Origin of the sequence: Mesorhizobium sp. M0047 (assembly GCF_040323315.1) — a bacterium.
Classification (GTDB): Bacteria; Pseudomonadota; Alphaproteobacteria; order Rhizobiales; family Rhizobiaceae; genus Mesorhizobium.
This window is the reverse complement of the sequence record NZ_JAMYUW010000024.1, coordinates 74,919-91,301: the sequence shown is the minus strand read 5'-3', so window position 1 is coordinate 91,301 and position 16,383 is coordinate 74,919. Positions and strand designations below refer to the sequence as shown.

Annotated in this window: 19 protein-coding genes; all 19 read right to left on the bottom strand. The window is 61.9% G+C overall.

Going from position 1 to position 16,383, the window contains the following annotated elements; translation table 11 throughout:
* Positions 1-374: 374 nt before the first annotated feature.
* The 19 genes from ftsH to NKJ89_RS22075 all read right to left on the bottom strand — a co-directional run bounded on the left by ftsH (position 375) and on the right by NKJ89_RS22075 (position 16,085).
* Positions 375-2,303 carry an ATP-dependent zinc metalloprotease FtsH gene (ftsH, locus tag NKJ89_RS22165; protein ID WP_352605606.1) on the bottom strand — a complete coding sequence of 643 codons (1,929 nt, stop codon included), beginning with the start codon at positions 2,301-2,303 and terminating at the stop codon, positions 375-377.
* Positions 2,304-2,428: 125 nt separating this feature from the next.
* Entirely contained in the window at positions 2,429-3,799 is a 1,371-nt protein-coding gene (tilS, locus tag NKJ89_RS22160) for a tRNA lysidine(34) synthetase TilS (protein ID WP_352605604.1), read from the bottom strand.
* 60 nt (positions 3,800-3,859) lie between these two features.
* Complete coding sequence (gene ybgF / locus NKJ89_RS22155) at positions 3,860-4,963, bottom strand: tol-pal system protein YbgF (protein WP_352605601.1); 1,104 nt, start codon at positions 4,961-4,963, stop codon at positions 3,860-3,862.
* A gap of 224 nt (positions 4,964-5,187) precedes the next feature.
* Entirely contained in the window at positions 5,188-5,694 is a 507-nt protein-coding gene (pal, locus tag NKJ89_RS22150) for a peptidoglycan-associated lipoprotein Pal (protein ID WP_023758656.1), read from the bottom strand.
* Positions 5,695-5,936: 242 nt separating this feature from the next.
* Positions 5,937-6,314: a four helix bundle protein gene (locus NKJ89_RS22145; RefSeq protein WP_352605599.1), complete on the bottom strand. Its 378-nt coding sequence runs from the start codon at positions 6,312-6,314 to the stop codon at positions 5,937-5,939.
* Between the two features lie 38 nt (positions 6,315-6,352).
* On the bottom strand, positions 6,353-7,636 hold the full coding sequence (gene tolB / locus NKJ89_RS22140) for a Tol-Pal system beta propeller repeat protein TolB (RefSeq protein WP_502898032.1): 1,284 nt from the start codon (positions 7,634-7,636) through the stop codon (positions 6,353-6,355).
* 67 nt (positions 7,637-7,703) lie between these two features.
* Entirely contained in the window at positions 7,704-8,861 is a 1,158-nt protein-coding gene (gene tolA / locus NKJ89_RS22135) for a cell envelope integrity protein TolA (protein WP_352605597.1), read from the bottom strand.
* Positions 8,862-8,869: 8 nt separating this feature from the next.
* On the bottom strand, positions 8,870-9,322 hold the full coding sequence (gene tolR, locus NKJ89_RS22130; RefSeq protein WP_352605595.1) for a protein TolR: 453 nt from the start codon (positions 9,320-9,322) through the stop codon (positions 8,870-8,872).
* 10 nt (positions 9,323-9,332) lie between these two features.
* On the bottom strand, positions 9,333-10,043 hold the full coding sequence (gene tolQ / locus NKJ89_RS22125; RefSeq protein WP_023758651.1) for a protein TolQ: 711 nt from the start codon (positions 10,041-10,043) through the stop codon (positions 9,333-9,335).
* 272 nt (positions 10,044-10,315) lie between these two features.
* Positions 10,316-10,792 carry a tol-pal system-associated acyl-CoA thioesterase gene (gene ybgC, locus NKJ89_RS22120; protein WP_352605593.1) on the bottom strand — a complete coding sequence of 159 codons (477 nt, stop codon included), beginning with the start codon at positions 10,790-10,792 and terminating at the stop codon, positions 10,316-10,318.
* A 155-nt stretch (positions 10,793-10,947) separates the two neighbouring features.
* Positions 10,948-11,985 carry a Holliday junction branch migration DNA helicase RuvB gene (gene ruvB, locus NKJ89_RS22115; RefSeq protein ID WP_023758649.1) on the bottom strand — a complete coding sequence of 346 codons (1,038 nt, stop codon included), beginning with the start codon at positions 11,983-11,985 and terminating at the stop codon, positions 10,948-10,950.
* Positions 11,982-12,386: a type II toxin-antitoxin system VapC family toxin gene (locus tag NKJ89_RS22110; protein ID WP_352605591.1), complete on the bottom strand. Its 405-nt coding sequence runs from the start codon at positions 12,384-12,386 to the stop codon at positions 11,982-11,984. The genes ruvB and NKJ89_RS22110 overlap by 4 nt, the downstream gene beginning before the upstream one ends.
* On the bottom strand, positions 12,383-12,667 hold the full coding sequence (locus NKJ89_RS22105) for an AbrB/MazE/SpoVT family DNA-binding domain-containing protein (RefSeq protein WP_023758647.1): 285 nt from the start codon (positions 12,665-12,667) through the stop codon (positions 12,383-12,385). Before NKJ89_RS22105 ends, NKJ89_RS22110 begins: the two co-directional genes overlap by 4 nt.
* Before the next feature lie 67 nt (positions 12,668-12,734).
* Positions 12,735-13,355, bottom strand: a complete 621-nt coding sequence (ruvA, locus tag NKJ89_RS22100) for a Holliday junction branch migration protein RuvA (RefSeq protein ID WP_023758646.1) — start codon at positions 13,353-13,355, stop codon at positions 12,735-12,737.
* A gap of 10 nt (positions 13,356-13,365) precedes the next feature.
* On the bottom strand, positions 13,366-13,803 hold the full coding sequence (locus tag NKJ89_RS22095) for a type II toxin-antitoxin system VapC family toxin (RefSeq protein ID WP_352605589.1): 438 nt from the start codon (positions 13,801-13,803) through the stop codon (positions 13,366-13,368).
* A complete protein-coding gene (locus NKJ89_RS22090) occupies positions 13,781-14,050 on the bottom strand; it encodes an AbrB/MazE/SpoVT family DNA-binding domain-containing protein (protein WP_352605587.1) in 270 nt (89 codons plus the stop codon). Before NKJ89_RS22090 ends, NKJ89_RS22095 begins: the two co-directional genes overlap by 23 nt.
* Before the next feature lie 43 nt (positions 14,051-14,093).
* Positions 14,094-14,615 (bottom strand): crossover junction endodeoxyribonuclease RuvC, encoded by a 522-nt coding sequence (gene ruvC, locus NKJ89_RS22085; protein ID WP_352605585.1) that lies wholly within the window; start codon positions 14,613-14,615, stop codon positions 14,094-14,096.
* A gap of 179 nt (positions 14,616-14,794) precedes the next feature.
* Positions 14,795-15,328: a protease adaptor protein RcdA gene (gene rcdA / locus NKJ89_RS22080; protein ID WP_023758642.1), complete on the bottom strand. Its 534-nt coding sequence runs from the start codon at positions 15,326-15,328 to the stop codon at positions 14,795-14,797.
* 376 nt (positions 15,329-15,704) lie between these two features.
* Positions 15,705-16,085, bottom strand: coding sequence for a hypothetical protein (locus tag NKJ89_RS22075; protein WP_023758641.1), 381 nt, complete (start codon positions 16,083-16,085; stop codon positions 15,705-15,707).
* Positions 16,086-16,383: the final 298 nt, after the last annotated feature.

The following is a 16,383-nucleotide window of genomic DNA, read 5'->3' as shown; positions in this document are numbered from 1 at the left end:
CCGACCTACAAAAAAAAAAAACCCCCACCCCCCCCCCCCCCCCCCCGCTCCGCCCCCCGGGCCTGTCTTTGTCAAATGCCGGGCACGCCATTCGCGCTCGTTCGGTGCCGCCCCTCATTGCCCTGCCGGGCACTTCTCCCCGTGACGTACAGTGACGGAGCGAAAGTAGCTGCCCGCAACGCCGGCGCCATACTGGCAACGCAGGTGATTGGCGAAATCGCCGGAAGGTGGCGCCCTTCTCCCCGTCATTATACGAGAGAAGATGCCGGCAGGCAGATGAGGGGCAGCGCCGGCCTGGCCCGCTCTCAACAAAGCCTCCAAACAAAGACGCCGCGGACCATGCCGCGGCGTCTCTAAAACATCTCTTGTCGAACTCAGCTTGACGGCTGCGGTTCCATGCCGCCTTCGGGCTCGGGGCCTTTCTTGCGCCGGCCGCCGGACTTCGGCACGGCCGAGCCACGGCTCGGCGGCGTGTCGTCGCCGAGGTCGCGTGAAGGCTTCTGCCCGGCGATCAATTGCTTGATCTCGTCGCCGGACAGCGTCTCGTACTCGAGCAGCCCTTGCGCCAGCGCGATCCATTCCTTCTTCTTCTTGGTCAGGATGGATTTCGCCGTGGAATAGGCCTCGTCGATCAGGCGGCGCACTTCGGCGTCGATGATCTGCGCGGTCTCTTCCGAGACGTTCTGCGTGCGCGCCACCGAATGGCCAAGGAACACTTCCTCCTGGTTATCACCATATGCGACATGGCCGAGCTTGTCGGAAAAGCCCCAGCGCGTGACCATGGCTCGCGCCAGCTTGGTCGCCTGCTCGATGTCGGAGGAGGCGCCCGAGGTGATGTTTTCCTTGCCGAACTTGAACTCCTCGGCGACACGGCCACCCATCATGATGGCAAGGCGCGAGATCATGTATTTGTAGCTCATCGAATAGCGGTCGCCTTCCGGCAACTGCATGACCATGCCAAGCGCGCGGCCGCGCGGGATGATGGTGGCCTTGTGCAGCGGATCGGCCGACGGCACGTTGAGCGCCAGGATGGCGTGGCCGGCCTCGTGATAGGCGGTCAGCTCCTTCTCGGCCTGGGTCATCGCCGACGAGCGGCGCTCGGCGCCCATCATGATCTTGTCCTTGGCGTCCTCGAACTCGGCCATGGTGACAAGGCGCTTGTTGCGCCGCGCCGCCATCAGCGCCGATTCGTTGACGAGGTTCATCAGATCGGCACCGGAGAAGCCCGGCGTGCCGCGAGCGACGACTTTGAGATCGACATTGGGCGCCAGCGGCACGTTGCGCACATGCACCTTCAGGATCTTCTCGCGGCCGACGATATCGGGATTCGGCACCACGACCTGGCGGTCGAAGCGGCCCGGCCTGAGCAGCGCCGGGTCGAGCACGTCGGGCCGGTTGGTGGCGGCGATCAGGATGATGCTTTCGTTGGATTCGAAACCATCCATCTCGACCAGCAGCTGGTTCAGCGTCTGTTCGCGTTCGTCATTGCCGCCACCGAGACCGGCACCGCGATGGCGGCCGACGGCATCGATTTCGTCGATGAAGATGATGCAGGGCGCGTTCTTCTTGGCCTGGTCGAACATGTCGCGCACGCGGCTCGCGCCGACGCCGACGAACATCTCGACGAAGTCCGAACCGGAAATGGTGAAGAATGGCACATTGGCTTCGCCGGCAACCGAACGGGCGAGCAGCGTCTTGCCGGTTCCTGGAGGGCCGACGAGCAGCACGCCGCGCGGGATCTTGCCGCCGAGCCGCTGGAACTTCTGCGGATCGCGCAGGAATTCGACGATCTCTTCCAGATCTTCCTTGGCTTCATCGACGCCGGCGACATCCTGGAAGGTGACCCGGCCATGCGCCTCGGTGAGCAGCTTGGCCTTCGACTTGCCGAAGCCCATGGCGCGCCCGGACCCGGACTGCATCTGGCGCATGAAGAATATCCAGACGCCGAGGATGAGGATCATCGGCAGCCATGAGATCAGGTAGCCGAACAGCGAATTGGAACCGTCACTCTCAGGCCGCGCGTTGATGGTGACGTTCTTGTCCTGCAGTCGCGAGACCAGCGATGGATCGCCGGGCGAATAGGTCTGGAAGCCGCTGGAATTGTCGGTGTAAGTGCCGCTGATACGAGCACCGGCGATGGTCACCGTCTTGACCCGGCCCGACGCGACATCCTGCAGGAACTGCGAATAAGGTACATCGCTGGAAGCCCCTCGCGTCTGCGGCGTCTGGAACAGATTGAACAGCGCTATGAGCAGGACCGCTATGATCGCCCAAAGCGCGAGGTTGCGATAGTTCGGATTCATCAATTGTCCCGTTGGCATCCGCAGGGCGGACACACGTCGTGAGAGGAAACTTGCGCCTAACATAGGGAGAGCGCCTCCCCTTGCCAAGCATAACAGCATGTCTGGGTTAAGCTTTCGCCTTATCATCAACCGGCACTGTGGCCGCTGAAAGGCAGGGCGGGCAGCTTCGGCGCGCCAATCAGCCCGGCAACGGCACGCGCCGGCGCCAGATCGAAGGACGGCAGGAAGCGGGCAAAGGGTGCAACGACCGGCCGCACTTCAACCATCGCGGATACCGTTCTATGTTCAGACAAATCAAGGCATTCACCGGCCTGCCACAACGCCGGCTCGGCGGCGAGCGCGGCGCGCATCAGGCTCGGCGGGGCCTTTCCTTCCCCAATGGCCAGCCGCTTCGCCGCTGCTGCGCCGAACGGGGCAATCAACAATGTGCCGCTGCCGTCGTTTAATGTGATATGCCGCCGGCCATCCCAGAGGGTTTCGTCGCTGGCTGCGGTGGCAGCGGGCAAGCCGCGCGCCTCGCGGCGCAGGAAGATGCCTGCGCGCCGGAAATCGACAACCGTCCGCGACAATGTGGCGCAAAAAAATCCCGCTTTCAGCCGACCCAACAGTCCCTCGCTACGCGTCTGATCCGGCAGGAAGTCCATCCCGCCGATGGTGGCCAAGAGAATGCGGAGCGCATAAACGGCTGCCCGATCGTCGGCTGCGCTCAACAAGTGAGGATCAAGACGGATGAGGCCAGTGACCGGGTGGGTCGCGAAATCGTGGATCAGTTTTGCGGCGGCGAGGCCGAGTTGACTGCGCGCACGGCCCTCATGCGCGGCCAATGCCAGTGCGTCGTCGATGCGCCGCGCGCCGTTGCCGTCGGCAAGGGTTGCACGCATCCGTGGCCGCTCGAAAGCCTTGTCGGCATTGGTCGGGTCGTCGGCCCAGCCGATATTTTGACGCCGCAGGACGTCGCGTAATGCCGCGCGCCGCAACCCGAGGAGCGGCCGCACGATCCAACTGCGCCAGTCATACAAGGTGGCCGGCGCCATGCCGGCAAGCCCGCGGCCCGCGTCCTGGGCCAACCCTTCCTGGCGCGCTTGCCGCATAAGCACCGTCTCTGCCTGGTCGTCGGCGGTATGGCCGGTGAGGATCAGGCCGAGGCCTTCCGCTTGCGCCGCCTCGGCCAGCAGCCGGTAGCGCGCCTCACGCGCCGCCGCGGGCAGACCGGTCGAAGGCTTGGGGCCCGACCAGGTCAGGATGCGGTGTGAAATTCCGTATGTCGCGCAAAGCTTCGCCACCGCTTGCGCTTCCACCGCTGAACCGGCCCGCAAATCGTGGTCGATCGTCACCGCCAGCAGCTTCGTCGCCGGCGCCATGCGGTCGAGATGGTGTTTGAGAAGGATGAGCAGGGCGGTCGAGTCGCTGCCGCCGGACACGGCCGCAACAGCGCCGCTGGTAAAATCGGTATGCGAAAAAATTCTGGTCGAAAGATCAGCCTCGGTGTCGACCATCGATGCATGTCACCTTAGAGATGGGTCCCGGTTCCGGGGCAACGACATGCGTGAAAAGGATCAGCACGCAGCCAGAGCTTTCTCCTGCTTGATGCGTTCTTTGAGCGCACCGGAAACGTCGGGGTAGCGCTTGCCTATTTCGCTGAAGGTGGCACAGGCCACATCATGCTGCTTGAGGCCGACCAGCGACACGCCGAGCTTCAGCAGCATGTCGGGAGCCTTCTTGGCCTTGGGGTAGTCCTTGCTGGCGGCAAGGAAAGTCTCCGCAGCGTCACGGTATTTCTGCTGGCCGAGCAGCGACTCGCCCAGCCAGTAATGCGCATCCGCCGCCTTCGCATCCCTGGGAAAGCGGGCGATGTGGTCGCGAAAACCCTGTTCGGCGGTGCCGTAATCGCCCGAGAGGATGAACTGGTAGGAGTTGCGGTAGAGCTCCTCAGGGTCGTTGGTGGCGGGCAATGCCGCGATTACCGTATCGGATTTGCCGGACTTGGCCGGCGCGCCGGTGGCTGGCGCGGTATCCTGCGCAGGCGTGGTCGACTGAGTGTTGCCGCCGGCATCGACGACATTGCCGTTCTTGTCGACGGTGATGGTTCCGAAGGTCTTTTCAGGCGCTCCCGTACCGGGAATAACCTTGCCGGGGTCGCCATCGGGAGATTCGACGATGACGTCCTCGACCGTCTTGCCGCCTGCTGACTGGTTGTTGCCGGGCGCGGCATCGGCAGGCGGCTGCGTTGCCGGGGCCGCTGCCACGTTGGTGTCGCTGCCGGTGGTGGCATCGGATTTCTTCTGTGCCGGCGGCTGTCCGCCTTGCGTGCCACCGCCTTCAAGCTGCTGGAAGCGGAATTCGTTGTCTTCCTGCTGCTTGCGGATCTGTTCCTGCATTTGCAGGACCTGGAAATTAAGTTCCTCGATCTTGCCGTTCATCTGCCGCAGCTGCTCTTCCACGCTGGTGACGGCGGCAGGATCGGACTGCACCATCTGAAACTGGTCCGGCTTTTTCTTTTGACCGAAAATGCCGGGCAGTTCGATGCTGGGTAGGTGGAAGGAAAAGCCGCTTTCGTTGGATTGCCCTGAGCCGTTCGCCCCGGGGCCGCTAGCCGAGGCGGTGACGCCTGATAGAAGCAGCAGCGCAAGCGTGCCGCTCAAAACCGATCTCAAATGCATGTGCCTCTCGCCGTGATTTCGTTAGCTTGTTCGCGCCTTCCAATCAGAATGGGACCAGCCAAGCGCCTTCGGCTCATAGCAGGAGCCGAGACTTCGGCCAAATTTTGTTTCCGACATCCGGATATGAAAAAGGCGGCCCGGAGGCCGCCTTTCGCATAGGTATGTTGCATTTTTACCGCTGTACGCCGCGCGTTCTTTTGACGCGCGACCGGCTGCACGCCGCCTCAGGAACCGGTGCCGCTGAGCGTGGTGACCGCACGGCGGTTCTGCGACCAGCAGGAGATGTCGTCGCACACCGCGACCGGACGTTCCTTGCCGTAGGAAATGGTCTTCAGACGGCTGGCCGAGACGCCCTTGGCGACGAGGAAGTCGCGGGTGGCGGCAGCGCGGCGGGCGCCGAGCGCCAGATTGTATTCACGCGTGCCGCGTTCGTCGGCATGGCCTTCGATGACGATAGCATACTGCTTGTACTGGTTAAGCCACTGTGCCTGGCGAGCCAGCGTCGTTTGCGCATCGGCACGGATCGAGGTCGAGTCCGTATCGAAGAAGATGCGGTCGCCGATATTGACGGTAAAGTCCTGCGCCGATCCGGGAGTTGCCGCGCCGGCGCCGTTGAGGCCAAGATCAGCCGCGTTGTTCGGCGTCTTCTTCGAGGCGCAACCGGCGATGGCGAGCATCGCCACCAGCGCGATCATGACTGGGTTTCTGGTAAGTGCTGCGATACGGCCCATGCCGCCTCTCCTTCGTATTTCGAGTGATTTCGTTGATCACCCAGTAACCACGTTTGGGTTAACCGGCATTCAAGAAACACGGTTAAAATTTGGTTTAGGCTGCCGTCCACAACCTCTTTGTCGGTGGTCACAGTTGGCGCGGACCCTAGGCGGAAATGCGGCCAAAACGCGACGAGGTGATGGAAAAAAGGGGAATTGAAGAGCTGAGGAATTGATGAAATGTCGAACCCCGACAGGACAATTCACTTCAGCTTTTCTCTCAGATTGATCGGCATGCCGTGGACATGCGCATACGCTTGCAGCCACTCATCGCATTGCGCTCGGCTGATGTATTCCAGATCGAACGCGTAAGATACCCACGTCTCCGCTTCGCTGCACGACCCCATCGCCATCGAAACGAACCGTGCGAATTCCGGTCTGGAGTGTGTCTGCTTGGCAAATCCTTCAGCCAGATTGGCGCAGATTCCCTTGCTGGAACGACGCAACTGATCGGCCAATGCGTATTGCTCAATCTTCGGGAAAGCGAGCGTAGCTTTATGTACGTCAAGAGAAACCGCATAAGCGCGCTTATAAACTTCTAGATCCTTCGCACGCTTAATATAATTCGCCGGTTTCTCCATCTTCAATTCTTCAATTCGTCATTTCTCCAATTCGCCTCTTACTCGAGCAGCGGCGACCAAGCTGGGTCCGAAGCGAAGTTCGTGGTCGGGATCGACTGCTCGTTGCGGCCGGTAAGATCGACCGACACAAGCTTGGGCCCGCCGGCGGAGTCGCGGAAGAACATCAGCACGCGGCCGTTCGGCGCCCAGGTCGGTCCCTCCTGCTGGAAGCCGGAGGACAGGATGCGCTCGCCGGAGCCATCGGTCTTCATGACGCCGATCTGGAATTCGCCACCGGTCTGCTTGGTAAAGGCGATGAGATCGCCGCGCGGCGACCATACAGGCGTCGAATAGACGCCGTCGCCAAACGAGATGCGGTTCTGGCCCGAGCCATCGGCGCCCATCACGTAGATCTGTGCACGGCCGCCGCGATCGGAGGTGAACACCACCTGGCTGCCGTCCGGCGAATAGGAGGGCGAGGTGTCGATGGCGGTCGAATTGGTCAACCGAGTCGTCGAGCGGCTGCGCAGATCCATGGCGAAGATGTTGGAATTGCCGTCGTCGCGCAGCAGGCTCATGATCACCTTCTGGCCGTCGGGCGAAAAGCGCGGCGCAAAAGTCATGCCGGGGAAATTTCCGACCAGTTCGCGCTGGCCGGTCTCGATCTGCAGCAGGTAGACCCGCGGCTGGCCGCTCTCATAGGACATGTAGGTGATTTCCTGCCGGTTCGGCGAGAAACGCGGCGTCAGCACGATCGACTTGCCATCCGAGAGATAGCGGATGTTGGCGCCATCCTGGTCCATGATGGCGAGGCGTTTCTTGCGCGCGTTCTTGGCGCCGGATTCGTCGATGAAGACAACGCGTGTGTCGAAATAACCCTTCTCGCCGGTCAGCCGCTCATAGATGGCGTCGGCGATGATGTGGGCGACACGCCGCTGATTGGCATCATTGGCGAAGAACTGCTCGCCGGACATCTGCTGGCCGGCAAAGGTGTCCCAAAGCCGGTATTGGGCACGGATACGGCCGTCGGCTTCCTTGCTGACGCTGCCGGTGACCAGCGCCTGCGCGTTGATGACCTTCCAGTCATCGAAGCGCGGCGCTGCATCCGGGTTGGTGATCTTCTCGATAAAGGCGCTCTTGTCGATCGGCGCAAACAGCCCCGAGCGCTTCAGGTCGGCGGTGACGATCTGCGAGATCTGCGCGCCAAGCGCATCGCCGCCCTGGAAGTCGGTGATGGCGATCGGCAGCGGCTCGACATTGCCCTTGTTGACGTTGAGCTCGACGAGCGCCAGCGCCGGCAACGTGCCCGCAGCGGTCATGCCCATCGCCATTGCTGCGACCATCAGGAGCGGCTTGAGGATTGATTTCATGTCTTCTCGCTTCTCGTACTGATTTTCGGATACTCGGGCCCTAGAGACCCAGCATCTCCCTAGGATCGAAGGTGACGCGGACGTCGGCCCAGATGTCCTGCTTGCCGGCGGGAACCTGCAGGCCGGTGACATCGCATTTTTGCACCGCGCGAACGGCGCTTTCATCGAACTGACGACTTCCGCTCGACTTTTCGACCGCCGGTCGCCCGTCCAGCTTGCCGGAGGCATCCAGGTTGAACCGCACCACGACGACGAAGTTCTCGGAACCTTCAAGGCCCGCGGGAAGGGTCCAGCAGCCGCCGAGCTGGCTTTCCAGGGCGCCCATTTCCGACCTGGAAAGCTTCTGGCCCTGGTCCTTGTCGCCGCCAAGCGACGCCTGCTGCGTCGAGCGCTTGGCGCCGCCGCCGGATGGCTTCTGCTTGTCGAGGAGAGCGGAAATCTCGTCGGCGTTGAATTGCTTGTCGTCGGACTTCGGCTTCGACGAGGCTTCCTTGACCGGCTTGTCGGCATCCTTGCGGTCCGGCGCCTTGGCGCTTTCGGCCTGTGCCGGTTGCGGCTTCGGCCGGGCCTCCGGCGCGGGCGCCGAGTCGGGCAGTTGCGTCGCTTCGGCGGGCGGCTCCTGCGCTATGGCTTCAGCGACGGCATCCGGCTTGACCTCGGGCGTCGGATCGATGGCCGCGGTCTTGTCCTGCGGCGGCGGGGTCGGCGCCGGCTTGACCGGTGTTGGCTTGGGATCGACTTGCTTGACCGGCTCGGGCTTGACCTCTTCCTTGGGCGTCGGCGCCGGCGCTACTTCCGTTGCCGGCGTAGGCTTGGGCTTCTCCTGCGGCTTCGGCACGTCCTCGGGCTTCGGCTTCTCGATCGGGGTCGGCGCCGGCGGCGGAGCCGAGGTCATGTCGACGGGCTTGGACTTGGCTTCCGGCGTTATCGGCTTGTCTGTATCGACGCTGTTCTCGCCCACCTTCTGCGCATCGGGAACGACGTCCGGGCGCTGGGTCGGCACCGGTGCCGGCTTTTCATGCATCACGGCCTTCTTGTCGCCCTGCAGCGTCTGCGCGATGGCTTCCATCGGCACGATATCGACCGCGACCGACTCGACATCAGAGGACGGGAGCGCGGCCGGCGCCGTCAGTGTGAACAGGCCGAAGGTCAGCGCCGCAGCATGCAAGATCACCGATGTGGTGAGGCCGGTCTTCATCTTCTTGTCTACTGATCCTGTTCCTGCAACGAAACGAGGCCGATATTCTTGTAACCGGCAGCCGAAATGCGGGCCATCACCTTCATCGCCGTGCCGTAGTCGGTGGACTTGTCGCCACGGATGAAGATGCGCTCTTCATAGCCGGTCTTCGAGATCGCCTGCAGCTTGGCCACCAGTTCCTCGATCGGAATTTCGGTTTCCTGGAGGAATATCTCGCCGGCGGCGTTGATCGAGACGGTGATCGGCTGCGTGTCGGCATTCATCGCCTTGGCTTGCGTGTCCGGCAGGTCGATCGGCACGCCGACCGTCAGCATCGGTGCGGCGACCATGAAGATGATCAGCAGCACCAGCATCACGTCGACCATCGGCGTGACGTTGATCTCGGACATCAGTGCATGGTGACGGCCGCGCCGCCTGTGGCCGCGCCCGCCGCGTCCTCCCATGCCCATGGACATACCCATCTGCTACTCCTCAGGCCTTGGGGGCCACTTTTTCATCGATTTGGCGCGAGAGTATGGCGGAGAACTCGTCGGAGAACCCTTCCATGCGCACCGCTATCTTGCTCGCGTCCGACGACAGCTTGTTGTAGGCAATGACGGCGGGGATGGCGGCGAGCAGGCCAATGGCTGTCGCCAGCAGCGCTTCGGCAATACCGGGCGCAACCACCGCGAGACTGGTATTCTTGGAGCCTGCAATCGCCTGGAACGACGTCATGATGCCGATGACGGTGCCGAACAGGCCGATGAAGGGTGCCGCCGAACCGGTGGTGGCGAGGAAGCCGAGGCGACCCTCCAGTTTTTCCATTTCGCGGGTCAGCGCCAGATCCATCGCTTTGTCGATGCGGGTCTGCAGCCCGAGTGGCGTTTTCGCGCCCTTCTCGAAGCTCTTCTTCCACTCGCGCATCGCAGCCACGAAAATGGCACCCATGCCGGTGGTCTTGCGGTCGGCAAGCGTCCGGTAAAGCTCTTCCAGCGATTGCCCCGACCAGAACACCTGCTCGAACCGGTTGAGCGCCAGCCGCATGCGGGCGTAGGAAACCAGCTTGTCGACGATGATCGCCCAGGTCCAGACCGAAGCGCAGAGCAAGCCGATCATGACCAGCTTGACCACCCAGCTGGCCTGGCTGAACAGCGCCCAAATCGACAATTGCGCGCCCGGGTCGGCGAGTGCGATATTTTCCATCGTTACGTCCTTAAGATTTTCCGGGCGAAGCTGGCGGCTGGCCCCTGGCATCCCTTGTGGTCGGTTCGCACGAAGCTACCGGAACAACCCCAATCTGTGCCGTTAGCGGCCTTTTCGGGGCAAATGTTGGTGAAAGGAAGGCGCACGATCAGGCCAATCTTCACCAATCTCTTCATGAACCGTTATGGTTAAGGATGGGTTAGTATATAAGGCGCGGCGCATTGCCACGCCCAGTGGCAATGCGCAAGTCATCCCAATTGATCGGAAAGGGGCTAGTCGGCGGCGGCCTTGGGCATGAACGCCGCCACCCATTCCCTGGGAAAGCGTCTTGGCCGGCCATTCTCGCCAATGATCGCCGCCTCGACCTTGGCCTCCACCAGCACCTCGTCGCCGCGCTTGAGCTGCTGCGCCATGAAGATGCGCGCGCCGGAAATGTCCTCGGTGCTTGTGTCGACCGTCAGGATGTCGTCGATGCGGGCGGGGCCGCGAAAATCGATCTCCATGCGCCGCACCACCCAGACAATTCTTTCGCCATGCTTGCCGTCGGCAAGCTCGGTGTGATGCACGCCGGTGAGTCTCAGATAGTCGGAGCGGCCGCGTTCGAAGAATTCGAGATAGCGCGCATGATAGACGACACCCGAGAAATCGGTGTCGGCATAATAGACCCGCGCCATCAGCCGGTGGCCGAACGTCGTCAGCGCGCCGGAAAGTCCGGCCAGCAGCGTCGCCGAATCACCATGTTCGCCCATTGCGCATCCTTTTTCAGTCCCGACGAGGCACCTATTCCTCGCGGGACATAGCATCGGATGGCACTGTTGACGGCGATGATCAAGACCTTGTCGGCGGCGTTGCTAGTGCTGGTGGCTTCGGCGCCGTCAAGTAAGGCAGCGGCCTTCTCGGAAAACTACTCTTCCTGGAACAGGTTGATCTGCTGCTGCGCCAGGTCCTTCGGCGCATCCAGGCCGAGATGACGCCAGGCATTGGCCGTCAGCATTCGGCCGCGCGGCGTGCGCTGGATGAAACCCTGCTGGATCAGATAGGGCTCGATGATGTCCTCGATGGCGTCGCGCGGCTCGGACAGGCCGGCGGCGATCGTCTCGATGCCGACCGGCCCGCCACCGAAATTGCGGGCGATCATCGACAGATAGCGGCGGTCGAGCGCATCTAGGCCGAGCGCGTCGACTTCCAGCCGGGTCAACGCCTCGTCGGCGATCTGCCGGTTGACATGACCATCGCCGGCGACCGAGGCGAAATCGCGCACGCGGCGCAGCAGCCTCCCGGCGATGCGTGGCGTGCCGCGCGCGCGCCGCGCGATCTCCAGCGCGCCATCGTCGCCGAGCGCCATCTGCAGGATGCGGGCGCCGCGACGCACGATCTGCTCCAGCTCCTCGACGGTGTAGAAATTGAGCCGCACCGGAATGCCGAAACGATCGCGCAGCGGATTGGTGAGCAGGCCGAGCCGCGTGGTGGCGGCGACCAGGGTGAAGCGCGCGAGGTCGATCTTGACCGAGCGCGCCGCCGGTCCTTCGCCGATGATCAGGTCGAGCTGGAAATCCTCCATCGCCGGGTAGAGGATCTCCTCCACCGCCGGGCTCAGGCGATGGATCTCGTCGATGAACAGCACATCGCCTTCTTCGAGATTGGTCAGCAGTGCCGCGAGATCGCCGGCCTTGGCGATGACCGGGCCGGAGGTCGAGCGGAAATTGACGCCGAGTTCGCGTGCCATGATCTGCGCCAGCGTCGTCTTGCCAAGGCCCGGCGGCCCGACGAACAGCACATGGTCGAGCGCTTCGTTGCGGCCCTTGGCGGCCTCGACGAACACCTTCAGATTGGCCCGCACCGCTGCCTGGCCGACGAAATCGTCGAGCGTCTGCGGCCGCAAGGTCTGCTCGGCATCCTCGCCGCGTTTTTCGGGGGCAATCAGTCGGGGCGACAGGCTCATGCGAGCAGTTCCATACTGGCAATGGATTTGGCGGCCCGCTGATCGAACGTGACTGTATGCGAGCAACCCAGATTTCGATTGTGCTCGGCGATCAATGCATCGGCAAAGTCCACCTGCGGCGAATTCGATCTTTCGAGCGCAACCACGATGGCATCGAAATCTTCGAACAACAGTGTCTTGATCTTCAACAGTCTCTGGATTGCCGCCTGCATCTGCTCTTTCGGTAGCCTATAGCGCGAAATCAACGACCAGCTGAATTCCACCAGCACGATCAAACTGACGAAGCCGGGAGCATCGGCGCTGAGGCCTTCGCCGAATGCGAGGGCCTTCACCCGCTGCTCTGCATCATCGTTCAGCACCATTCGAAGCAGAACGTTCGTATCAATGCCGATCGACGTCACTCGTCGCCCTCTCGTCCGCCTTGCGACCCGCCGCCCACAACATGCCTGCCAACGGCATCCCGCACCGCGAGGTCGATTTCTTCTAGTGACGCCGGACCGCCGGGCGGATCGCCCAGAAATCCGGCGAGGTCTGCAAAGTCGAGATTGCGCGGCGTTCCAATCAGATAGCCATCCATGACCGTCCAGGCGATCATGTCACCCGTTTTGAGTGACAACGCGTCCCGGACATCTTTTGGAATTGTAAGCTGACCCTTCGAGGTCAGACTGGCGTAAGCGCCCATTTTCTTACTTTCTAAGAAATTTCTTACCAATCATATGATAGCCGGATTTTTCTTTTCCACAACCATGTCACCGCGCCAGTTCCTTCAACCCGAAACGGATCAGCCTCGGCGCATCCGCATGCTCGCCCGCCGTCTTCAGCGCCGCCGCGACCGCGTTGGCCGCGGTGTCGCGCGAATAGCCGAGATTGACCAGTGCCGAGACGGCGTCGGCAATCGGCGCGGATGCCACGCCGTCGCCGAGCTCCTGCTTCAGGCCGATGGTCCCCGAAGCGGACCCGGCATAGGCCGGCGCCTTGTTCTTCAACTCGGTGACGATGCGCTCGGCCACCTTCTTGCCTACGCCCGGCGCGCGAGAAACCATGGCGATGTCGCGCAGCGCAATCGCATTGGCGAGATCCGCCGGCGCCAGCGTTGACAGGATAGCCAGTGCCACCTTGGCGCCGACGCCCGGTACATTGTTCATCAAGAGCCGGAACCATTCCCGCTCCAGCACCGACTGAAAGCCGTAGAGCCGCAGCATGTCCTCGCGCACATAGGTTTCGATGAACAGCACCACAGCTTCGCCGGGCGAAGGCAGCGCGGCCAGCGTGCGCGCCGAGCAATAGGCGACATAGCCGACGCCATGGATGTCGACGAGGCAATGATCCTCATCGATCTCGTCCAGCGTGCCCTTGAGCTTGCCGATCATGCCAGATCTTTCATGGTAGATGGGCCCCTCTTGGGTGCTTTTCCGGAGAGATGATGTCGAGGTCGGGAAAGTAACTGCGATAACGAGCCGCGTCGCGTGTCAAAAGACGGTGTCCGGCAACGGTCGCATGGGCGCCAATGAAGAAATCAGGCGAGGTTCTTTCCCGAACGCCGCCGGCCCGGCGATAGCGGGAATGCGTGACGCCCGCAAGGAAAGCCGCATCCCAAGGCAGGAACTCGCGATCCATCTCGAGCATGTCGACTGCTTTTCGAAGTGCCGTCTCCGTCGCGATCAGCGGCGCGAGCTCGGACCAGACGATCGTGTTGACCACCAAGGCTCCGTCGCGGCGGCAGGAAGCAATCGCCCAGGCCGACCATCTTTTCAGCGGTCCGGCCGGTCCCCAGACGTCGATCAAGACATTGGTGTCAATCAACGTCGAGATCTTCACGCGGCCCCCTTAACAAATCCATGTATTGATCGGTGGTCATGCCTCCCAGGTCCAACGTCCCCTCCATCCGGTCAAGGACATCGCTGAACCTGCGCAATTTCTCCTCTTCGGAGATATTCTCGTTGACGGCAACCAGCCGAACGTCCCCATCGGTGGCCACGAATTCCACCTCGGAGCCCGGGCCGATGCCCAGATAGTCCCTTATCGGCTTGGGGATCGTAACTTGCCCCTTGGTGGTCACACGCATGGTAATACCTCGTGGTATTACTTATCCGCACAGCGTGAACAAGTCAAGAACAAACCTGGCCGGCAAGCGCCATCCGGTACGCGATACTTTGTCGGTGATGCGCATGGCAAATGGCAATGGCCAGCGCATCCGCGGCATGTTCGGTATCGAAGGTGGCTTTCGGCAACAGCACCTTCACCATCATGTGGATCTGCTTCTTGTCGCCATGGCCAACGCCGATCACCGCCTTCTTGACGGCGTTGGGCGCATATTCGGCAACGACGAGTCCCGCACGCGCCGGCACCAGCATGGCGATGCCGCGCGCCTGGCCGAGCTTCAGCGTCGCCACGGCGTCCTTGTTGACGAAGGTCTGTTCGACGGCCGCCTCATGCGGCATCGCGCTGTGCAGGATTTCGGCGAGGCCGTCATGCAATTGGCAGAGCCGCGTCGCCAGAGCCGCCTTGTCGTCGGACTTCACGGTGCCGGAAGCAATGAAGCGCAGCGAATTGCCAAGGCTTTCGACCATGCCCCAGCCGGTGCGCCGAAGCCCCGGATCGATACCGATAATGCGAATCGCTTCCCCCATGCGCCCACTCTATCTCCGATGGACAGCGATGCCAGCGAAATGTGAACAAACCGGAAACAGAGGAGTGCCCGAGGTCTAAAGCGCGTCGCGTTTGAACGGATTCAGGCGACGCGCTTTAGGTTTTTGATGCGATGCATGTCGTTCTCCCAAAACCGGGGCCCACTTTTGGGCGACATGCATTAGCCTCTGGCGAAAGCTGTGTTGAGCAGGCTGATCTGGTCGGAAACCGGATTGGGGCGGCGAGCCGCTGGCTGCATGTCGGCCACTGCGCCGGAGCCATAGATCTCCTCGTCCATGCGACGGACCAGTGCCTGCAGGCGCAGCGAGCGGGTGACGAGGTCGAGGAAATCCTCGGGCAGTTCGGCCCAGCCGGCGGCTTCGTCACGGGCGGAAGCGGTGTCGAGGCGCACCTTGGATTTTTCTGACGCGACCTGGTCGCGGGTCATCTCGCCGGAGTTGGCGGCGCGCTGCAAAAGCAGCCACGACGCAACCTGCATAAGCCTGGTGGTCAGCCGCATCGATTCGGCCGCGTAGAGGGTGGCCGCCAGCCTGGATAGTTTCTTCGCCTCGGCCCGGCCCTTGCCGTCGAGGTATTCGGCGGCCTGTTCGACGAGGCCCATACCTTCCTGGTAAAGCGGCTTGAAGGATTGCGAGAAAACCCGGCGTTCCGCCAGCTTGACGGTTTTCGCACTGCCCTTCGAAAGCTCGTTCATTGATACGCCCCTGCACTTGCAACCGGCTGATTCGGCTCCCTGCCGATACACCCGGAAACCCGTCTGACTGAAGCTTGAAAATGCGCTTCGTCACCGGTGAAGGCAAGCACATGTTTAACAGAAGGTTAACGTCGGTCCACTGGCCCCTGCCCCGAAAATGCGGACAAAAAAAGAGCCGCGGATAAGGCGGCTCTCAGGAGTTTAACAGGGAGGCGTCAAACAAAGTGGCTCCAACCACTCGGTAAGAATCCAGATCACTGGATGCACATAGTAAACGCCTGTAAAGCTTAATGAAGCCTTAACGGCGCGGATGTTTTTTGACCGAACGCCGCAATCCTGTGCCGTAACAGTACAGCCTCACTGCCTCTGGTTCAGCTCAGGCCGTCTTCCAGACCGCCGGCAAAGCGATGAGGGCAAACAGCAATATGCCCGCATAGAACGCGATCGAGGAAATCCCGAGCAGCGGTTCTATCCCCGGATTGCCGGCGAGCAGGATGTAAAGGCCGATCATGAGCCCGATACCGCTGATGGCAGTCAGCCAGAAATGAACCTTGGCCAGGACCTTTTGCCCGACGGCCGGAAACAGATGGTAGAAAAAGGCGAAGACCGACGACATCAGCCATCCGGCGACCATCGTGTGGGCATGGGTTGGCATCTGGCCATGGTCTTCGCTGATCGCCATGTGGATACCGAGCGCCATGCCGCACAACGCATAGATAATGGCCAGCGTGAAGAAATTCCGTGCTACCCCTTGCATAATGTACCCCTCGAAATGTCTTTCCCGTTTGCGGGAGTGGATTGATCGTCAAGCGACTGTTGTCGCCGCGGACTCCCGACGCTAGCGCACTATCAAGCATCGGCAATATTCCGGACGATATCGCGCCGACTCCCTCCCGACAATGCGTATATTAGCAGGAAATCAGATAGCGCGTTCACTATCTCAGCCGCTTCTTCATTGCGCTGAAACGAAGCCGGGCTTTAGGCGACATCGTTCCGAAACAGGCACCGCGCTAAACGCCCGCTCCTCTGACGGCCGGCGCAAATCACGCCGCCGC

What these genes read in the sequence shown, in the direction of transcription:
- ftsH (WP_352605606.1), bottom strand. Translation starts at nt 2,303, where the DNA reads ATGAATCCGAACTATCGCAACCTCGCGCTTTGGGCGATCATAGCGGTC.
- tilS (WP_352605604.1), bottom strand. Translation starts at nt 3,799, where the DNA reads ATGGTCGACACCGAGGCTGATCTTTCGACCAGAATTTTTTCGCATACC.
- ybgF (WP_352605601.1), bottom strand. Translation starts at nt 4,963, where the DNA reads ATGCATTTGAGATCGGTTTTGAGCGGCACGCTTGCGCTGCTGCTTCTA.
- pal (WP_023758656.1), bottom strand. Translation starts at nt 5,694, where the DNA reads ATGGGCCGTATCGCAGCACTTACCAGAAACCCAGTCATGATCGCGCTG.
- NKJ89_RS22145 (WP_352605599.1), bottom strand. Translation starts at nt 6,314, where the DNA reads ATGGAGAAACCGGCGAATTATATTAAGCGTGCGAAGGATCTAGAAGTT.
- tolB (WP_502898032.1), bottom strand. Translation starts at nt 7,636, where the DNA reads ATGGTCGCAGCAATGGCGATGGGCATGACCGCTGCGGGCACGTTGCCG.
- tolA (WP_352605597.1), bottom strand. Translation starts at nt 8,861, where the DNA reads ATGAAGACCGGCCTCACCACATCGGTGATCTTGCATGCTGCGGCGCTG.
- tolR (WP_352605595.1), bottom strand. Translation starts at nt 9,322, where the DNA reads ATGGGTATGTCCATGGGCATGGGAGGACGCGGCGGGCGCGGCCACAGG.
- tolQ (WP_023758651.1), bottom strand. Translation starts at nt 10,043, where the DNA reads ATGGAAAATATCGCACTCGCCGACCCGGGCGCGCAATTGTCGATTTGG.
- ybgC (WP_352605593.1), bottom strand. Translation starts at nt 10,792, where the DNA reads ATGGGCGAACATGGTGATTCGGCGACGCTGCTGGCCGGACTTTCCGGC.
- ruvB (WP_023758649.1), bottom strand. Translation starts at nt 11,985, where the DNA reads ATGAGCCTGTCGCCCCGACTGATTGCCCCCGAAAAACGCGGCGAGGAT.
- NKJ89_RS22105 (WP_023758647.1), bottom strand. Translation starts at nt 12,667, where the DNA reads ATGGGCGCTTACGCCAGTCTGACCTCGAAGGGTCAGCTTACAATTCCA.
- ruvA (WP_023758646.1), bottom strand. Translation starts at nt 13,355, where the DNA reads ATGATCGGCAAGCTCAAGGGCACGCTGGACGAGATCGATGAGGATCAT.
- NKJ89_RS22090 (WP_352605587.1), bottom strand. Translation starts at nt 14,050, where the DNA reads ATGCGTGTGACCACCAAGGGGCAAGTTACGATCCCCAAGCCGATAAGG.
- ruvC (WP_352605585.1), bottom strand. Translation starts at nt 14,615, where the DNA reads ATGGGGGAAGCGATTCGCATTATCGGTATCGATCCGGGGCTTCGGCGC.
- rcdA (WP_023758642.1), bottom strand. Translation starts at nt 15,328, where the DNA reads ATGAACGAGCTTTCGAAGGGCAGTGCGAAAACCGTCAAGCTGGCGGAA.
- NKJ89_RS22075 (WP_023758641.1), bottom strand. Translation starts at nt 16,085, where the DNA reads ATGCAAGGGGTAGCACGGAATTTCTTCACGCTGGCCATTATCTATGCG.